We start from the raw sequence: 17,830 nt of genomic DNA, 5'->3' as shown, positions 1-17,830 counted from the left end.
CGGACTACGGGGGTCACGCTCACAGCGGGGCGACGGGGTCCGGCCAGGCGTGGGTATGTCGGCGGGGTGCGATAGAAACGTGGCCATGACGCAGGAGGACCGGGTGCCCGCCCAGGGGACCGTGGAGGCCGCGACGGGCGAGCAGCTGGCGCTCGTGCGGGCGCGCGTGCGCGGTGACCGGTCCCTGCCGCCGGCCGGGGGCACCACGCAGGGCGACCCGATCGCCGAGGTCCTCGTCGACCTGCCTCTGGCGCACCTCGACCGCCCCTTCGAGTACTCCGTCCCCGACGAGCTGGCCGCGACGGCCGTGCCCGGTGCGAGGGTGCGGGTCCGCTTCGCCGGTCAGGACGTCGACGGCTTCGTGATCGCCCGCAAGGAGCAGCCCGAGCACCAGGGGCGTCTCGCGCCCCTGCGGCGGGTGGTCAGCCCCGAGCCGGTGCTCACCCCGGCCGTCCTGGACACCTGCCGCGAGGTGGCCAGGGCCCGCGCCGGGACGGTGTCCGACGTCCTGCGCCTCGCCGTCCCCCCACGGCACGCGACGGCCGAGCGCAACCTGTCCGGCGAGCCGGCGCCGACGCCACCACGGCCCGACCCCGGGCCGTGGGGGGAGCTGCGCGCGGGCGATGCCTTCCTGCGGCACCTGGCGGAGGGTCGCTCGCCCCACGCCTGCTGGCAGGCGACGCCCAGCGGTGGGGACCCGGAGCGCGACTGGCCGCACCTGCTGGCGGTGGCGGCGGCCACCACGCTGTCCTCGGGACGTGGGGCGCTGCTCGTCGTGCCCGACCACCGCGACGTCGACCGGGTCGACGCGGCGCTGACGGCGGTGCTGGGCAAGGGCTCGCACGTGCGCCTCACCGCGGCGCAGGGCCCGCAGGCGCGCTACACGGCCTGGCTCAAGGTGCTGCGCGGGCACGTTCGCTGCGTCGTGGGCACCCGCGCCGCGATGTTCGCGCCGGTCCAGGACCTGGGGCTGGTGTCCTGGTGGGACGACGGGGACGACCTCCTCGCCGAGCCGCGGGCGCCCTACCCGCACGTGCGCGACGTGCTGCTGGCGCGGGCCCGTCGCGAGGGGGCCGCCGCCCTGGCCGGGGGCTTCGCCCGCTCGGTCGAGGTGCAGCGCCTGGTCGAGGCCGGCGCGATGCCGGTCGTGGCGGCCGACCCCGTCGCGCTCCGCCGGGCGGCTCCGCGCGTGGTGCTCGCGGGCGAGGGCCACGAGCAGGAGCGCGACGCGGCGGCGGCGAGCGCGCACCTGCCCTCGCTGGCCTGGCGGACGGCCAAGAAGGCCCTCGACTCCGGGCCCGTGCTGGTGCAGGTGCCGCGTCGTGGCTACGCACCCTCCCTGTCCTGCCAGGACTGTCGTGCCCCGGCTCGCTGCCCGGTCTGCCACGGCCCGCTCGGCCTCGGCGGCCGCGACGCGGCGCCCCGGTGCCGCTGGTGCGGGGCAACGGTGGCGCGCTACGAGTGTCCCGAGTGCGAGGGCAGCCGGCTGCGGTCGTCCGTGGTGGGGGCGAGGCGCACCGCCGAGGAGCTCGGCCGGGCCTTTCCCGGGGTGCCGGTCATCACGTCCGGCTCGGGCGAGGTCGTGGGCCGGGTCGGGTCGCGGCCCGCGCTGGTGATCGCCACGCCCGGCGCCGAGCCGGTCGCCGAGTCAGGCTATGCCGCCGTCCTGCTCCTGGACGCCTGGGCGAGCCTGGACCGCCCCGACCTGGACGCGTCCCTGGAGGCGCTGCGGCGCTGGCTCGGCGCCGCCGCGCTGGCCCGCGCGGCCTCCTCGGGCGCCGTCGCGGTCCTGTGCGGCGCCCCCACCGACCTCACCGTCCCGCCGGTGGAGGCGCTGGTGCGCTGGGACCCAGGCTGGCTGGCGGCCCGCGAGCTGGCCGAGCGCCGTGAGCTGTCCTTGCCGCCCGCCGTGGTGATGGCCAGCCTCGACGCGGAGCGGCACGCCCTGGCCGACGCGGTCGCCGCCGTGGGGCTGGCCGACACCGTCGAGCGGCTCGGCCCGCTGCCGGCGCCGCCCCCACCTGGTCCTCGCCGGGTGGGAGACGACCCTCCGCCGCGCCAACGGATCCTGCTGCGCACGGGCCACGAGCACGCCCTCGACCTCGCCGACGCCCTGCGGGCGATGCGCGCCACGCGCTCGGCGCGCAAGGAGCCCGAGACGGTGCACGTCGTGGTCGGCCCGCGCGACGCGGTGGTGTGACGGCGTACGGGGGTGGTCGACGGCATACGGTGGGGCCTGTCGGGCGACCACGAGGCGGAGGCGGGACGAGATGAGCAGGCAGACACGCGCGATGGTCTTCGACCTCGGGCAGGTGCTCGTCGCGTGGGACCCCCTGCCAGCCATCGCGGCCGGTGTCGGGGAGGAGCGTGCGCGGGCCTTCCTCGCCGCGGACGACTTCAGCTTCCACGACTGGAACCTCTCCCTCGACCGTGGCGTGCCCGTAACCGAGGCGGAGGACCGCGCGATCGCCGAGCACCCCCGGTACGCCGACGAGATCCGTTCCTACGCGGCCAACTTCGACAAGTCGCTCACGCACCAGATCAACGGGACCGTGCAGATCCTGCGGGAGCTGTACGACGCCAGGGTGCCGCTCTTCGCGCTGACCAACTGGTCCAGCGAGCTGTTCGAGCAGCACGCCCGGCCCCGCTTCGCCTTCCTGCAGGGCTTCATCGACGTCGTGGTGTCGGGCGCCGAGGGCGTGATCAAGCCGGACCCGGCGATCTTCAGCATCCTCGAGCAGCGCATGGGCATCCCCCTGACCGAGTGCTGCTACACCGACGACAACGCCCGCAACGTCGTGGCGGCGACGGCGTGCGGTCTCGACGCCGTCCGCTTCACCGGGCCGGAGCAGCTGCGCCGCGACCTGGTCGCCCGTGGGGCGCCGCTGCGACCCGCGTAGACTGGGACCGCCAGCCGTCGTCGCACCCACCAAGGACCGCAGCACGTGTCAGTCATGGACATCCGCCTGTTCGGCGACCCGGTCCTTCGCACCCCGGCCGCACCCGTGACGGACTTCGACGCCGAGCTGCGAGGTCTGGTCCAGGACCTGACCGACACCATGATCGACGCGCCGGGGGCGGGCCTCGCGGCACCTCAGCTGGGCGTCTCCCTGCGGGTGTTCACCTACTACGTCGACGGCGTCCTCGGGCACCTCGTCAACCCCTGCCTCGACCTGTCGCCGGAGACCCAGGACGGGGACGAGGGCTGCCTGTCCCTGCCGGGCCTGGCGTTCCCGACCCGACGCGCCCTGCGCGTCGTGGCCACCGGCCAGGACATGCACGGCGAGCCGGTCCGCCTCGAGGGGTCCGAGCTCCTCGCGCGCTGCGTCCAGCACGAGACCGACCACCTGGACGGGGTGCTCTTCATCGACCGGCTTGACCCCGAGCAGCGGCGCCTCGCGATGCGGGCGATCCGCGAGGCGCAGTGGTCCGGGTCGCCGGCGCCCACGGTCAAGGCCAGCCCCCACCTGTCCGGTTCGGCCTTCGGCCTCTAGGAGCCCGCCATGCGTCTCGTCTTCGCCGGCACCCCGGCCGTCGCCCTGCCCAGCCTGGAGGCCCTGCTCGGGTCGTCCCACGACGTCGTCGCGGTCATCACCCGACCCGACGCGCGCGCCGGACGAGGCCGCACCCTGGTCCCGTCGCCGGTCAGGGCCCGCGCGGAGGGGGCCGGGCTCCCGGTCCTCACCCCCCGCAGCCTGCGTGACCCGGAGGTGCTCGAGCGACTGCGCGAGCTCGCGCCCGACTGCTGCCCCGTGGTCGCCTACGGTGGGCTGGTGCCCCCGACGGCGCTGGCCGTCCCCCCGCGAGGCTGGGTCAACCTGCACTTCTCCGTGCTGCCGGCCTGGCGGGGTGCCGCTCCCGTCCAGCGCGCGGTCATGGCCGGCGACGAGATCACCGGGGCGACCACCTTCCTGCTCGAAGAGGGTCTGGACACCGGGCCGGTCCTGGGGAGGATGACGGAGGCCGTCCGCCCGACCGACACGGCCGGTGACCTGCTGGACCGGCTCGCCGTCGCCGGGTCCGGCCTGCTGGTGGAGACCCTCGACGCGATCGAGGCGGACGCGATCCAGGCCGTGCCGCAGCGCCCCGACGGCGTGTCCCACGCGCCCAAGCTGACCGTGGAGGAGGCCCGGATCAGCTGGGCCGCACCCGGCTTCGCCATCGACCGCCAGGTGCGAGGGTGCACCCCGGACCCCGGCGCGTGGACGACCTTCCGGGGCGAGCGCCTCGGCATCGGGCCGGTCACGGTCGACTCCCGACCCGACCTCGGGCCGGGCGAGGTCGAGGCCGGCAAGCGGGAGGTCGTGGTCGGGACCGCGACCACGGCGGTGCGGCTGTCGACCGTCCGTCCGCAGGGCAAGCGCGAGATGGCCGCCGCCGACTGGGCGCGTGGCGTGCGGATCACCGACGAGGACGTGATGGGCCAGTGACCTCCCCCGACGACCGGCGTGCCGACGGGCCCGCGCGGCGCCACCGCCCCGAGGGCCGCCGCGGGCCCCGGCCGCGGAGTGCGCAGCGCCCCTCCGAGCGCGCCCGCAGCGGTGACCCGGCGCGGCTCACCGCCTACACCGTGCTGCGCAGCGTCGCCGAGGGCGGCTACGCCAACCTGGAGCTGCCGCGCCTCCTGCGTGGCCACGCGATGGAGGGTCGCGACGCGGCCTTCACCACCGAGCTCACCTATGGGACGCTGCGGTGGCAGGGCCTGTACGACGCCGTCCTCGCCGATGCCGCCGGTCGCTCCGTCGACAAGATCGACCCGCCGGTGCTCGACACGCTGCGTCTCGGGGCGCACCAGGCGCTGGGGATGCGCGTCCCCGCCCACGCCGCCGTCGCCGAGACGGTCGGGCTGGCGCGGCAGGTCAACGGGGCCGGCGCGGCGGGCTTCGTCAACGCCGTGCTGCGCAGGGTCAGCGAGCGGTCCCGGCAGGAGTGGCTCGGCCGGGTCCTGCCCACCGGCACCGGCACGGACCGGCTGGCCGTCGAGCACTCGCACCCGGAGTGGATCGTCAGGGCCCTGCGCGCCGCGCTCGTCGCGCACGGCGCGGCGTCCCCGGACACCGTCGACCACGAGCTGGTCGCGCTGCTGGAGGCCGACAACGACCCGGCGGACGTCATGCTCGTGGCGCGCCCCGGCCTGGTGGGCGTCGCCGAGCTGGTCCGGCTCGGCGCCGAGCCGGCCCCCGTCTCACCGGTCGGCGCGGTGCTGCGCAGCGGCGACCCCGGGGCTCTGGCCCCCGTCCGTGACGGACGGGCCGCCGTCCAGGACGAGGGCTCGCAGCTGCTGGCCCTCGCGCTCGCCGCGGTGCCAGTCGACAGCATCGACGACTACCCCGAGGAGTGGCTCGACCTGTGCGCCGGCCCGGGCGGCAAGGCCGGGCTGCTGGCGGCGCTGTCCGTGGGCCGGGCCTACCTCACGGCGAACGAGGTGAGCCCCCACCGGGCCGACCTCGTCCGCCAGGGGTTGCGAGCCGCCGTGGCGGCCGGGGCCGGTGTGGACGTGCGGGTGGGCGACGGCCGGGACGTCGGCGTGGACGAGCCGGGCCGCTACGACCGCGTGCTCGTCGACGCCCCCTGCACCGGGCTGGGCGCGCTGCGGCGCCGCCCGGAGGCCCGGTGGCGCCGCACCCCGGCGGACCTGGCTGCCCTCACCCAGCTGCAGCGCGAGCTGCTGGCCTCGGCCATCGACGCGACCCGTCCCGGGGGTGTCATCGGCTACGCGACCTGCAGCCCGCACGTCAACGAGACCACCTTCGTGGTGCAGGACGTGGCGGGGCGCCGGGACGACGTCGAGGTGCTGGACGCCCGGGAGGCCATGCTCACGGTGGCCCCGGGCCTGGACCTGGCGGGGGAGGGTCCGCAGGTGCAGCTCTGGCCCCACCGCAACGCGACCGACGGGATGTTCCTGGCCCTGCTGCGCAAGCGCTGACCGACGGCGAGACCTCCGGCGGACGGCGGCTCGCCTAGGCTGGGCCCGTGCAGATCTCGCCCAGCATCCTGTCCGCCGACTTCGCCAACCTGGAGCACGAGCTCGACCGCATCGGCAACGCCGACTGGGCTCACGTGGACGTGATGGACGGCCACTTCGTGCCCAACCTCACGCTGGGGCTGCCCGTCGTCGAGGCACTCGCGCGGGTGAGCCCGATCCCGCTCGACTGCCACCTGATGATCGACGACCCGGACCGTTGGGCGCCCGCGTACGTCGAGGCCGGGGCCGGGTCGGCGACCTTCCACGTCGAGGCGACCCGCGACCCGCGCGGGCTCGCCCGGGCCCTGCGCGCCGCGGGTGGCCGGGCGGGCATGGCGCTGAAGCCGGGCACCGCCTTCGCGCCCTACGCCGACCTCGTGCCCGAGCTCGACATGATCCTCGTGATGACGGTCGAGCCCGGGTTCGGCGGCCAGTCCTTCATGGCCGACCAGCTGCCCAAGGTGAGGGAGGTCCGCGAGGCGGTGAGGCGCCACGGCGGCGAGGTGTGGGTGCAGGTCGACGGCGGGGTGTCCCTCACGACCATCGAGCGGTGCGCCGAGGCGGGGGCCGACGTCTTCGTGGCCGGGTCCGCGGTCTACGGCGCCGAGGACGCGGCGGCGGCGGTCGACCACCTGCGTGGGCTCGTGGCGGCGCACGCCGGATGACTAGTCACGCTAGGTATCCGCACCTAGTTACTCTCCGTGCGATTTGTCGTACTATGCGTGCGTACGACTTCTCGAGGGAGAGGGGTTCCGGTGCCAGCGACCAGTCGCGCAGCGCTCGAGTGCCTGCGGCGTGTGCCAGCCCTGGCGCGCCAGGCCGGTGCGGAGGGAGGCGGCCCCGCCGGGGCTCGGATGGACGCGGTCCCGCGTCGCGGACGACGTCATACGGCCGTCACCGGGAGCCGTAGGCTGTAGCGCGTGAAGACCTTCGACCAGCTGTTCGCCGAGCTCACCGACAAGGCCGCGACCCGGCCGGAAGGCTCCGGCACGGTGGCCGAGCTCGACCAGGGCGTGCACTTCATCGGCAAGAAGATCGTCGAGGAGGCCGCCGAGGTGTGGATGGCGGCCGAGCACGAGGGTGACGAGCGCGCCGCCGAGGAGATCAGCCAGCTGCTCTACCACCTCCAGGTCCTCATGCTCGCCCGGGGCATCGGCCTGGACGACGTCTACGCCCACCTCTGACCGGAGACCCCATGCTGCGAGTCGCCGTCCCCAACAAGGGGTCGCTGTCCGAGCCCGCCACGACGATCATGAAGGAAGCGGGCTACGCCCAGCGTCGTGACACCAAGGAGCTCGTGCTCACCGATGCCGACAACGGCGTCGAGTTCTTCTACCTGCGCCCCCGTGACGTGGCGGTGTACGTCGGAGCGGGCACCGTCGACCTCGGCATCACGGGTCGCGACCTGCTGCTCGACTCCGGCAGCACCGCGCGCGAGGTCATGGCGCTGGGCTTCGCCCGGTCGACCTTCAGGTTCGCCGCGCCCGCGGGGTCCATGGACGCCGTGAGCGACATCGACGGCCGGCGCGTGGCGACGTCCTACTCAGGCCTGGTCCGCTCCCACCTCGACGAGCACGGCATCACCGCCGAGGTCGTCCATCTCGACGGCGCGGTGGAGACCGCGGTCACGCTGGGCGTGGCCGACCTGATCGCCGACGTGGTCGAGACCGGCACGACGCTGCGCAACGCGGGCCTCGAGGTGTTCGGCGACCCCATCCTGCGCAGCGAGGCGGTGCTCATCAGCCGGTCCGACGCCGGTGCCGCGACGCAGGGTGAGCCCGACCCCGCCCTGGACACCCTGCGGCGGCGGCTGCACGGCGTGCTCGTCGCCCGGCAGTACGTCCTCATGGACTACGACTGCCCGGCCGAGCTGGTCGAGCGGGCCGTCGCCGTCACGCCGGGCCTGGAGTCGCCCACGGTCTCGCCCCTGCACGACCGCGCCTGGGTGGCCGTGCGGTCCATGGTGCCCCGCAAGCAGACGAACGCCGTGATGGACGAGCTCTACCGCATCGGCGCGCGGGGCATCCTGGTCACCGACATCGCCGCGTGCCGGCTGTGACCGCGGCCGGATGAGCGCCGTCGACCGGCCGGGGCCGTCGCCCTACGACCCCTTCCAGCCGCGCCGGGGACGGGCCGTGGCCCTGGGCGCCGGGGTCGTCAGCCTGGTGCTGTTCTGCGTCCTCGCGGCGCTGGTCCCCGGCGGGGCCCGGGGCTTCGGTGCCGTCGATCGGCTCATGCTCGTGGGGTGCGGTGTCGCGATCGCCGCCGTGCTCGCGCGGTATGCCGCGATCCGGGCCATCCCCGACGAGTCTGGTCTGACCGTCCGCAACCTGATGACGACGCGGCACCTGCCGTGGACCAGCATCGAGGCGGTGCGGTTCGGGCACGGTGACCCCTGGGTGTCCGTGGTGCTCGACGACACCGAGACGGTCGCGGTGATGGCCATCCAGCGGGCCGACGGCCTGGGGTCCCAGGCGCAGGCCGGGCGCCTCGCAGCCCTGGTGGAGTCCCACCGCCCGCGTCGCGGCGAGGACGACCGGCTCCGGGAGGTCTGAGCTTGCTCATTCGGCCGTCCGGGGCCTCCCCCCTCGCTAGAGTTGCTGGGTGGATCGTCTCGAAGCCGTCGTCCAGCCCTACGACTGGGGCTCCCGCTACGTCATCGCCACCCTCCAGGGCAGGCCGACGCCGTCCCCCGGGCCCGAGGCCGAGCTGTGGATCGGGGCCCACCCCGGTGCCCCTGCCCTGCTCGAGCGGGAGCAGGGTCTGACCACGCTCCACCGGGTCATCGCGGCCGATCCCGAGCAGGAGCTCGGCGTCGCCTGCGCGAGCCGGTTCGACGGGCGCCTCCCCTTCCTGCTCAAGGTCCTGGCCGTGGAGAAGGCGCTGTCCATCCAGGTCCACCCCGACCGGGCCCAGGCGCAGGAGGGGTGGTCACGGGAGGACGCCGCGTCGATCCCGCTGCGCGACCCGGCCCGCAACTACAAGGACGACTGGCCCAAGCCGGAGGCCGTGCTGGCGCTCACCGAGTTCGAGGCGCTGGCGGGCTTTCGCAGCGTGGAGGAGGCGGCCCGCATCGTCGAGCACCTCCAGGTGCCCGCGCTGGCCACCGTCGTCGACGCCCTGCGCTCGGGGGAGGACCAGGCACAGGTCCGTGCGCTCACCACCTTGCTCCACTGGCCCATGCGCGAGCGGGACCAGCTCCTCGCCGACGTCGAGTGGCGCTGCGGGGAGCTCGCGGACGACCCCGGCGTGGCGGACGAGGACCGAGCCGCCTTCCGCGCCGCCGTGCGCATCGCGCGCCAGCACCCGGGGGACATCGGGCTGGTGGCCTCCCTCCTGCTGCAGCACGTGACGCTCAGCCCGGGCGAGGGGCTGTTCATGCCGGCCGGCGGTCTGCACTGCTACCTGCAGGGGACGGGCATCGAGCTGCTCGCCAACTCGGACAACGTGGTGCGCGCCGGCCTGACGTCCAAACATGTCGACGTCGACGAGCTGCTGCGCCTGCTCGACCCCGCGGTGACCGTCCCGACCCTGCGCCCGGTCGAGGTCGCCCCGGGACTCACGCACTTCGAGACGCCGGCTCCGGAGTTCGACCTGCTCCGCTGCACGGTGGGCGAGGGTGGCGCGACGGCCGGTGGCCGGCACCTCCCCGGTGACGGCGCTCCGCGCCTGCTGCTGTGCCTCGAGGGCGAGGTCACCGTGACCGACGACGCGGGAGACCAGGTGGTGCTCGGACGGGGAGAGAGCTGCTACTCGCCCGCGACGGACTCGGGACTCGTGCTGACGGGTCGTGGCGACGTCGTGATCGGCACGACCGGTCGCTAGGATGACGCGGGCCGGACGCTCCGGCCGGCGAGGAGCATGACCTGATGGCGCTGTGGACGCTGCACAACGGGGGAGTCCTGGAACCGGGAGCCGTGGTGGCCCCGCACGAGCGGCTCGGCTGGGGCAAGACCATCGGGCTGGGCGCCCAGCACGTCGTGGCGATGTTCGGTGCGACCTTCGTCTTCCCGATCCTCATGGGGCTCAACCCGCAGCTCGCGGTGATGATGAGCGGCGTCGCGACGCTGCTGTTCCTCGCGATCGTGCGCGGTCGGGTGCCGAGCTACCTGGGCTCGTCGGCCTCGTTCGTCGGGGTGGCGACCGCCATCTATGCCGCGGGCGGGTCCCCGGCGCACGTCTCCGGGGCGATGCTCTGGTGCGGGGTCGCCCTCGCCGTCGTGGGTGTCGTCATCCACCTCGCCGGCGCCACCGTGATCCACCGCACGCTGCCGCCCGTCGTGACGGGCGCGGTCGTCATGCTCATCGGCTTCAACCTTGCGCCCGTGGTCGCCCGCACCTACTGGCCGCAGGACCAGTGGGTGGCGCTGGTCGTGATGCTGGTCGTCGTGCTGCTCAACGTCGGCGTGCGGGGGTTCCTGTCCCGGGTCGCGATCTTCCTCGCCCTGCTGATCGGGTATGCCGTGTCCTGGGTCCTCGACCTCGTGGCCGGCCCCATCACGAGCTTCCAGCCCGGCGCAGTCTCCGCGCAGAACCCCACCGGCGTCGTCGAGCACCTCCGCGTCGACTGGTCGGCCGTGAGCGCAGCCCCGTGGTTCGGCTTCCCGCCCGCCACGTCCGGCACCACGGTCGGCTGGCACCTGCCGCAGTTCTCCCTCGCCTACGCCCTGCTCGCCCTGCCCGTCGTCATCGCCCTCATCGCCGAGAACACCGGCCACGTCAAGGCCGTCGCAGAGATGACGGGGGCGCCCCTCGACCAGGAGATGGGCAGGGCCATCATGGCCGACGGGCTGGGGTCCGTCCTCGCCACGGGGGTGGGGGCCGGTCCCACCACCACGTATGCCGAGAACATCGGCGTCATGGCCGCCACCCGCGTCTACTCCACGGCCGCATACGTCGTGGCAGCCCTGGTGGCGATCGTGTTCGGCTTCTCCCCGAAGTTCGGCGCGATCATCTCCGCCACCCCGGGAGGCGTCCTCGGCGGCATCTGCGTGGTGCTCTACGGCATGATCGGCCTGCTCGGCGCCAAGATCTGGAAGGAGAACGGCGTCGACTTCGGCAACCCCGTCAACCTGGTCCCCGTCGCGGCCGGCATCATCATCGGGATCGGGGACACCTCGCTGCGGATCACCGACGACTTCACCCTCGGCGGCATCGCTCTGGGCACCGTCGTCACCGTCGCGCTCTACCACCTCGCGCACGCGGTCGCGCCGCGGCACCTGCGCGACACCGCCGGGGGCAGCAGCCTCGTCCTGGACACCCCCGGGATGTACGTCGACGAGGACTACGTCGAGGACGACGTCGAGGACGACGTCGAGGACGGCAAGAACGACGGCGAGGCGCGACGCCGGCGCTGAGGGGCTACTCGCTACTCGCTACTCGGTTGTCGGTGGGGCGTGTCCTTGCCGAGGTCGGCCTCCAGCACGCGCCGGATCTCGTGCTGGGCGGCGTCGAAGGACAGGCCGAGCACCTGCAGCAGGTCGACGACGATGGACCGCAGCTGCGCCCGGATCACCTCGGCGGACAGCGTGGCGTCCGGGTCGGGGTCGCGGGTCAGCCGCCCGATCTCGAGCAGCTCCGGCTCCAGCTCCTCCGACAGCTCGCCGGCGCTGAGGGCGTCGGAGATGTGGTCGACCGCCTCGGCGAGCCGGTCGATGGCGTCGGTGTAGCGGTCGGGGACGTGCTCGGCGTTCTGCAGCGCGACGGTGGCGCGGCGGATCAGCACCCGCATGTTGCGGATGGCACGGTCCATCGGCTCCATGAGGTTGGCGACCTCCTCCACCGCCGGCCGGTGGCGCCGGTGGAAGGGGGTCACCCGCATCACCTCGAGGCTGTCCGCGGAGAAGCCGCGCAGCGCCGTCAGGTCACGCTCGGTGGCGCGGGCCGCGGCCAGCGCCTCCTCACAGGCGTCGAGGTCGTCGTCGCGCAGGGCGGAGGAGGTGGTGTGCAGCAGGTCGCCGATGGCGTCGAGGATCTTGCTCGCCTGGCTGCGCGGCTTGACCAGGGACGAGCTGGGCACCAGGGACGCGAACACCAGGGCCACGACCGCGCCCACGAGCGCCTCGAACCAGCGACCGAAGGCGCCCTGCGGCGCCGCGGCCAGCAGGGCGACGATCATGCCCTGGATGCCTGCCTGGTTGGCCATGAGGGTGCCGGCGCCGAGCAGCGTGGCGATCGTCATACCGGCACTGACGATCAGGAGGATCTGCCAGGGGCCGATCCCGAACAGGTGCACGAAGGACTCGCCGATGAAGGCGCCCACCGCCACGCCGACGGTGATCTCGATCGCGCGCCGCAGCCGCTGGCCGTAGGTCATGCCGAGCGCCACGATCGCGGCGACGGGGGCGAACAGCGGCACGCCGACGTCGAAGCCGTAGTGCGCGATGGAGTAGGCGGTCATGGCGGCGAGTGCGCACTGGGCGATGAAGAACAGCCGCTGACGCAGGCGCCGCGCGCTGCGCAGCGCCCCTCGCCGCGACACGCGCGCGGACGACCGGCCGAGGTCGGCCGCGCGCTCGCCCCAGCGGACCTGACGGGTGGCGCCCACGTCAGTTCTGCTCGTAGGCGGCCAGAACCAGCGCCACCCACTCCTCGACCGTGCGCCCCGTGCGGTCCTTCGAGGAGCGGGTGACCGCGTCCTTCGTGCCCTTCGGTTCGTTGCCCACCGGCTCATTGTCCCGTATCCACGACCAGGTCGGCGTGCTCCCGGGTCGCGTGCCCGGCGAAGTGCGCGGACTCCTGGCCGGCCCAGCGCTCCCAGTGCGGGGCGTAGGACTCGCCGTCGCGCTCGAGCCCCCGACGCCTGCGGGTCTCGCGGTCCGCCTCCAGCCAGGCCAGGGCCGCCAGCCGAGGCCGTATGACGTCCGCCCCGCACCCCACGCCCTCGACGACGAGCCAGGCTGTGGCGCAAAGAATCTCGTGCCGCTCGGCGTAGGCGCCGCGCGCCCAGTCGTAGCGCTGGTAGGCGCCGTCCCGCCCCTGCGCCAGCGGCTCGACGACCTGGGACGAGAGCAGGGTCACCGCGGCGGCCAGACCGTCCCAGCCGGGATAGAGGTCGTCCATGTGCACGACGACGACGTGGCCGCCCGTCCGGCGCAGGTGCGCCTCCAGGTGCGCCGCGAGCGTGGTCTTGCCGGAGCCGCTCGGCCCGTCGACCGCCACGACCCGGGTGCCGCAGGGCAGGGCGGGTCGCCGCCTGGCGATGGTGACCAGCCGGGTGGCGGCGCTGGCGAGGGGAGGCACGGACCGAGCCTAGGCACACCGGTGGGCCGCCCGGATAGGATCTGCTGGTGCCTGTCGCGATCCGTGTCATCCCCTGCCTGGACGTCGACGCCGGACGCGTCGTCAAGGGCGTCAACTTCGAGAACCTCCGCGACGCCGGCGACCCCGTCGAGCTGGCCCGCAGCTATGACGCGCAGGGCGCCGACGAGCTGACCTTCCTCGACGTGACCGCGAGCTCGGGCAACCGGGAGACGACATACGAGATGGTGCGGCACTGCGCGGAGCAGGTGTTCATCCCGTTGACCGTCGGCGGGGGAGTGCGCACCCCCGAGGACGTCGACCGGCTGCTGCGAGCCGGCGCCGACAAGGTCGGGGTCAACACCGCCGCGATCGCCCGTCCCGAGGTGATCAGCGAGATCGCCGACCGGTTCGGCAACCAGGTGCTCGTGCTCTCGGCCGACGTGCGTCGCCGGCGCGACGAGCAGGGCCGGGTGGTCGAGGGGTTCGAGGTCACCACGCATGGTGGCAAGCGGGGCACGGGCATCGACGCCGTGGAGTGGTGCGCCCGGGCCGAGCGGCTCGGCGCGGGGGAGATCCTGCTGAACTCCATGGACGCCGACGGCACCAAGGACGGCTTCGACCTCGAGCTGATCCGGCTCGTGCGGCGGGAGGTGCGCGTCCCGCTGATCGCGTCCGGCGGCGCGGGCGCCCTCGAGCACTTCGCCCCGGCCGTCGAGGCGGGGGCCGACGCCGTGCTCGCCGCCAGCGTCTTCCACTACGGCGAGCTGACGATCGGTCAGGTCAAGGACGCGTTGCGCGCCGCCGGGCACGAGGTCCGCTGAGCGGGGCGGTCAGAGGCCGAGCGGCGTCTGACGGAACGCCCGGTCCGCCTCGGGGGAGCCCTCGACGGTCACGTCGGCGGCCGCCGTCCGCCCGGACAGATAGAGCAGGAGATCGCCCGGTCGACCCGTGAGCGAGACCGCACTCGCCCCGGTGGGCTTGCGCAGCACCTGCTCGTCGTGCCCCGGCGCCACCACGGTGACTCCGACCTTGCAGCGCAGCAGGGTCATCCGGCCCATCGTCGAGACCATCCGCCACAGGGCCGCCTCGAGCTCGGGCGTCATGGGGACCTGCGCCCGGGGCTCCTGGGCGCGGAGCACGTCCTCGTGATGGATGTAGAACTCCGCCAGGTTGACCCGCTCGGCGATGGCGGGGATGCGGGTCGGGGCGTAGGCCGGGGGTCCGAAGCGCACGAGGTCGACCAGCTCCGGCCAGGGGCGCGCGGCATACGACTGCTGCACCGCGTCGGTGTGGCCCGAGAGTGCCGGGACCAGGATGCCGGGCATGGCGTCGGGGCGGCGGTCACGGGTCGCGAGGTGAGCGGCGAGGTCGCGCGTCGTCCACCCCTCGTCGAGGGTGGGGGCGTCGGGCCCCACGCGGTCGAAGAGGTCGGACAGGGCCTGGCGCTGGGCGTGGGCGAGCGAGGTCATGACCCCATCCTGGCACCGAACCCGGTGGCCCCGGAGCCTCCCGGCGTGCTGGACTCGGAGGATGCGTGCCAAGCGGCCCAGGACATCACCGAGACCGAAGAGCGCGCCTACTGGTCGCAGCAGCGGATCGACGAGCTGCGGCTGCGCTCGCTGGCCTTCCTGAGGCACGTGCTCGCCCACGAGACGGGGTGACCGGGCACCCGGTCGACTTGGCACAATGACCTGGTGACCCCCGACGCCGCCATACGGCCACCCGCCCTGGACCCGACCATCGCGAGCCGCCTCAAGCGCGACGACCACGGACTGGTCGCGGCGGTCGTGCAGCAGCACGACACGGGGGAGGTGCTCATGGTGGGGTGGATGGACGACGAGGCGCTACGGCGGACGCTGACCGAGGGGCGAGTGACCTTCTGGAGCCGCAGCCGTCGTGAGTACTGGCGCAAGGGGGACGCCTCCGGGCACGCGCAGCACGTCAAGGGCGTCGCGATCGACTGCGACGGCGACGCGCTGCTGGTGCGCGTGGACCAGGTCGGCGCGGCCTGCCACACCGGGCAGCGGACCTGCTTCCACACCGATCTGCCTGCGGCAGAAGGGAACCGACCGTGACCGACCAGGCCTCTGAGCACCTCCCCGACCTGGGCTTCGGGACGACCTGGCCGGGCCTTGACACCTTCCGCGAGCTGGCGCGGGACCGCCGCGTGATCCCCGTCGTGCGGCGGCTGCTGGCCGACGCCGAGACGCCGCTGTCGGTCTACCGCAAGCTCGCCCAGGACCGCCCCGGCACCTTCCTGTTCGAGTCGGCGGAGCACGGCGGCGTGTGGTCGCGCTACTCGATCGTCGGGGCGGCCAGCCTGGCCACCCTCACCGAGCGCGGCGGGTCGGCCACCTGGCTCGGGGACGTGCCCGCGGGGATCCCCACCGACGGCAGCCCGGTGGAGGTCCTGCGCGACACGGTCGAGGTGCTCGGCACCGAGCCCCTGGCCGGTCTCCCGCCGCTGACCGGCGGCATGGTGGGCTTCGTCGGGTACGACGCGGTGCGCCGGTGGGAGCGTGTGCCCGACCACGCCGAGGACGTGCTCGGCCTGCCCGAGCTGGCCATGATGCTGGCGACGGACCTCGCGGTGATGGACCACGCGGACGGCTCGATCCTGCTGGTGGCCAACGCGATCAACGTGGACGACACGGACGAGCGCGTGGACGAGGCGCACGCCGGGGCGGTGGAGCGGCTCGACCGGATGGTGCGCGAGCTGGCGGCCCCCGCGCCCAGCACCGTCGCGGTCGTCGAGCCGGCGGCCCCCGAGGCCACGAGCAACATGACCCCGTCGGAGTTCCACGCCATGGTGGAGCAGGGCAAGGAGGCGATCCGGGCGGGCGAGGTCTTCCAGGTCGTCCTGGCGCAGCGGTTCAGCGTGCCCTGCCCGGCCGACGCCCTGGACGTCTATCGCGTCCTGCGCGCCTCCAACCCCAGCCCCTACATGTATCTCCTGCGCTGCCCCGACCCCGACGGCGGCAGCTACGACATCGTCGGGTCCTCGCCGGAGGCGCTGGTCAAGGTCACCGGGCGGCGCGTCATCACCCACCCGATCGCCGGGTCCCGCCCTCGCGGCGCCGGTCCCGAGGAGGACGTCCAGCTCGAGAAGGACCTGCTGGCCGACCCCAAGGAGCGCTCCGAGCACGTCATGCTCGTCGACCTGTCCCGCAACGACCTGCAGCGGGTCTGCGACGCCGGCACGGTCGACACGGTGGAGTTCATGACGATCCGGCGCTACAGCCACATCATGCACATCGAGTCCACGGTCGTCGGTCGCCTCGCACAGGGACGGAGCGCGTATGACGTCCTGGCCGCCACCTTCCCCGCCGGCACGCTGTCCGGGGCGCCCAAGCCCCGCGCGCTCAGCCTGATCGACGAGCTCGAGCCCAGCCGCCGCGGGCTCTACGGGGGAGTGGTCGGCTACCTCGACTTCCACGGCGACCTCGACATGGCGATCGCCATCCGCACCGCGCTCATCCGCGACGGCGTCGCGCACGTGCAGGCGGGCGGCGGGATCGTGGCGGACTCGGTCCCCGAGCTGGAGTTCCAGGAGTCCTGCAACAAGGCCGCGGCGGCCCTGAGGGCGGTCGCGGCGGCGTCCGGGCTGCGGGCGCCGTGACGCCCGCTCGGTCGGTCGTGCTCCCGGCCGTGCTGGGGGCGGGGGTCGTGCTGGGGCTGGCGACCCAGCCCTGGGCCACCGGCAGCTCCGCCGACGCCCTCGTCGGGGGGCGCGCCGTCACCGCCAGCGGCTCCTCCCTGGTGCCGCTCGCCGGGGCACTGGCGCTCGCGGCCGGTGCGGCCTCGGTCGTGGCCGTCACCGGTGGGCGGGTGGTGCGCCGGGTCGCCGCGGCCCTGCTGCTGGCGTCCGCGCTCGGCTGCGCGGCCGCGATCGGGTGGTTCCTCACCGACCCCGCCTCCCCGCTGGCCGCCGACCTCGCGACCCGCACCGGCCGCACCTCGCCTCCACGGGTGAGCGCGTCGGCGACCTGGGCGGCGTGGGCCGCGCTCGCCGCGACGCTGCTGCCGACAGCCGCGGGCGTGGCCGCGCTGCGGCTCGCTGGTCGCACCCGAGGGCTGTCGGGCCGCTACGACTCCCCGGCGGCGGGCCCGCCCGAGCAGGCGCCGGCTCGTGAGGAGTCCCTCTGGGACGAGGTGAGCCGCGGTGACACGGACGACACCGGCGGGGCCGGCGACACCGGTGGCGCCGCACCGCACGAGCCCCGCCGACCTGACACAATGACGCCAGACCGTCCCGCCGCAGAGACCAGACCCTCACGCCCCGACGAGGAGCCAGACCGATGATCCAAGACCGCCCCGACTCCGCCCCCTCCGCCAACGAGCGGGTGACGCACGACACGCACGGCCAGTCGATGGCCGCCTGGGCCGCCGTGGGCGTCCTGCTCCTCGGCGCGGTCGTGATGTCCCTCGCGGTGGTCTTCGCCAACTGGTTCTGGATCGCCGTGGGCGCGCTCATCCTCGCGGCCGGCCCGATCGTCGGCATCGGCATGGCCAAGGCCGGTTACGGCGCCGGCGGCCCCAAGGACCGCTTCACCAACAGCGCGCACCACCACTGAGGCGCCCAGCGCCCCACCCCACAGATCGTGAGGGTTTGGTCCACAAGCG

20 protein-coding genes are annotated in these 17,830 nt (G+C 74.2%); 17 read left to right on the top strand and 3 right to left on the bottom strand.

Annotated elements, in window-relative coordinates; all coding sequences use genetic code 11:
* Positions 1–85: 85 nt before the first annotated feature.
* The 11 genes from GGG17_RS14495 to GGG17_RS14445 all read left to right on the top strand — a co-directional run bounded on the left by GGG17_RS14495 (position 86) and on the right by GGG17_RS14445 (position 11,322).
* A complete protein-coding gene (locus tag GGG17_RS14495) occupies positions 86–2,200 on the top strand; it encodes a primosomal protein N' (protein WP_195849247.1) in 2,115 nt (704 codons plus the stop codon).
* A gap of 70 nt (positions 2,201–2,270) precedes the next feature.
* Positions 2,271–2,900, top strand: a complete 630-nt coding sequence (locus tag GGG17_RS14490; protein WP_154594416.1) for an HAD-IA family hydrolase — start codon at positions 2,271–2,273, stop codon at positions 2,898–2,900.
* A 45-nt stretch (positions 2,901–2,945) separates the two neighbouring features.
* On the top strand, positions 2,946–3,494 hold the full coding sequence (def, locus tag GGG17_RS14485) for a peptide deformylase (RefSeq protein WP_288800228.1): 549 nt from the start codon (positions 2,946–2,948) through the stop codon (positions 3,492–3,494).
* A gap of 9 nt (positions 3,495–3,503) precedes the next feature.
* Positions 3,504–4,430 (top strand): methionyl-tRNA formyltransferase, encoded by a 927-nt coding sequence (fmt, locus tag GGG17_RS14480; RefSeq protein ID WP_154594414.1) that lies wholly within the window; start codon positions 3,504–3,506, stop codon positions 4,428–4,430.
* Positions 4,427–5,926, top strand: a complete 1,500-nt coding sequence (locus GGG17_RS14475; protein ID WP_289033397.1) for an RsmB/NOP family class I SAM-dependent RNA methyltransferase — start codon at positions 4,427–4,429, stop codon at positions 5,924–5,926. Before fmt ends, GGG17_RS14475 begins: the two co-directional genes overlap by 4 nt.
* Before the next feature lie 47 nt (positions 5,927–5,973).
* Complete coding sequence (rpe, locus tag GGG17_RS14470) at positions 5,974–6,630, top strand: ribulose-phosphate 3-epimerase (protein WP_289033395.1); 657 nt, start codon at positions 5,974–5,976, stop codon at positions 6,628–6,630.
* 255 nt (positions 6,631–6,885) lie between these two features.
* Complete coding sequence (locus tag GGG17_RS14465; protein ID WP_288799827.1) at positions 6,886–7,149, top strand: phosphoribosyl-ATP diphosphatase; 264 nt, start codon at positions 6,886–6,888, stop codon at positions 7,147–7,149.
* Between the two features lie 11 nt (positions 7,150–7,160).
* Complete coding sequence (gene hisG / locus GGG17_RS14460; RefSeq protein ID WP_154594413.1) at positions 7,161–8,024, top strand: ATP phosphoribosyltransferase; 864 nt, start codon at positions 7,161–7,163, stop codon at positions 8,022–8,024.
* Positions 8,025–8,034: 10 nt separating this feature from the next.
* Positions 8,035–8,520 (top strand): PH domain-containing protein, encoded by a 486-nt coding sequence (locus tag GGG17_RS14455; protein ID WP_154594412.1) that lies wholly within the window; start codon positions 8,035–8,037, stop codon positions 8,518–8,520.
* A gap of 49 nt (positions 8,521–8,569) precedes the next feature.
* Entirely contained in the window at positions 8,570–9,790 is a 1,221-nt protein-coding gene (gene manA / locus GGG17_RS14450) for a mannose-6-phosphate isomerase, class I (protein WP_154594411.1), read from the top strand.
* 44 nt (positions 9,791–9,834) lie between these two features.
* The gene (locus GGG17_RS14445; RefSeq protein WP_154594410.1) at positions 9,835–11,322 is read left to right on the top strand and encodes a uracil-xanthine permease family protein; all 1,488 of its coding nucleotides are present in this window, start codon (positions 9,835–9,837) and stop codon (positions 11,320–11,322) included.
* Between the two features lie 11 nt (positions 11,323–11,333).
* Here the strand turns inward: GGG17_RS14445 and GGG17_RS14440 are convergent, their stop codons facing one another.
* Entirely contained in the window at positions 11,334–12,512 is a 1,179-nt protein-coding gene (locus GGG17_RS14440; protein ID WP_195849246.1) for an FUSC family protein, read from the bottom strand.
* A 122-nt stretch (positions 12,513–12,634) separates the two neighbouring features.
* A complete protein-coding gene (locus GGG17_RS14435) occupies positions 12,635–13,207 on the bottom strand; it encodes a uridine kinase family protein (RefSeq protein WP_289033944.1) in 573 nt (190 codons plus the stop codon).
* Between the two features lie 47 nt (positions 13,208–13,254).
* Between GGG17_RS14435 and hisF the strand changes: the two genes are divergently transcribed.
* Positions 13,255–14,028, top strand: coding sequence for an imidazole glycerol phosphate synthase subunit HisF (gene hisF / locus GGG17_RS14430; RefSeq protein ID WP_289033946.1), 774 nt, complete (start codon positions 13,255–13,257; stop codon positions 14,026–14,028).
* 9 nt (positions 14,029–14,037) lie between these two features.
* Here hisF and GGG17_RS14425 read toward each other — a convergent pair whose 3' ends face one another.
* Positions 14,038–14,676: a TIGR03085 family metal-binding protein gene (locus tag GGG17_RS14425; RefSeq protein ID WP_154594407.1), complete on the bottom strand. Its 639-nt coding sequence runs from the start codon at positions 14,674–14,676 to the stop codon at positions 14,038–14,040.
* A 45-nt stretch (positions 14,677–14,721) separates the two neighbouring features.
* On the opposite strand from GGG17_RS14425, the gene GGG17_RS14420 reads away from it, so the two are divergent.
* The 5 genes from GGG17_RS14420 to GGG17_RS14400 are packed head-to-tail and all read left to right on the top strand — an operon-like array spanning position 14,722 to position 17,781.
* Positions 14,722–14,868 (top strand): hypothetical protein, encoded by a 147-nt coding sequence (locus GGG17_RS14420; RefSeq protein WP_154594406.1) that lies wholly within the window; start codon positions 14,722–14,724, stop codon positions 14,866–14,868.
* A 33-nt stretch (positions 14,869–14,901) separates the two neighbouring features.
* Positions 14,902–15,282: a phosphoribosyl-AMP cyclohydrolase gene (hisI, locus tag GGG17_RS14415; protein ID WP_311966720.1), complete on the top strand. Its 381-nt coding sequence runs from the start codon at positions 14,902–14,904 to the stop codon at positions 15,280–15,282.
* Positions 15,279–16,826 (top strand): anthranilate synthase component I, encoded by a 1,548-nt coding sequence (locus GGG17_RS14410; RefSeq protein WP_311966719.1) that lies wholly within the window; start codon positions 15,279–15,281, stop codon positions 16,824–16,826. Before hisI ends, GGG17_RS14410 begins: the two co-directional genes overlap by 4 nt.
* Positions 16,823–17,509, top strand: coding sequence for a Trp biosynthesis-associated membrane protein (locus tag GGG17_RS14405; protein WP_195849245.1), 687 nt, complete (start codon positions 16,823–16,825; stop codon positions 17,507–17,509). Before GGG17_RS14410 ends, GGG17_RS14405 begins: the two co-directional genes overlap by 4 nt.
* Positions 17,506–17,781, top strand: a complete 276-nt coding sequence (locus GGG17_RS14400) for an HGxxPAAW family protein (RefSeq protein ID WP_154594402.1) — start codon at positions 17,506–17,508, stop codon at positions 17,779–17,781. The genes GGG17_RS14405 and GGG17_RS14400 overlap by 4 nt, the downstream gene beginning before the upstream one ends.
* Positions 17,782–17,830 lie beyond the last annotated feature (49 nt).

The sequence above is a fragment of the Arsenicicoccus cauae genome, from assembly GCF_009707125.1.
GTDB classification, from domain to species: domain Bacteria; phylum Actinomycetota; class Actinomycetes; order Actinomycetales; family Dermatophilaceae; genus Arsenicicoccus; species Arsenicicoccus cauae.
The sequence above is the reverse complement of the archived record's forward strand: the minus strand, read 5'-3'. Positions and strand labels throughout refer to the sequence as shown.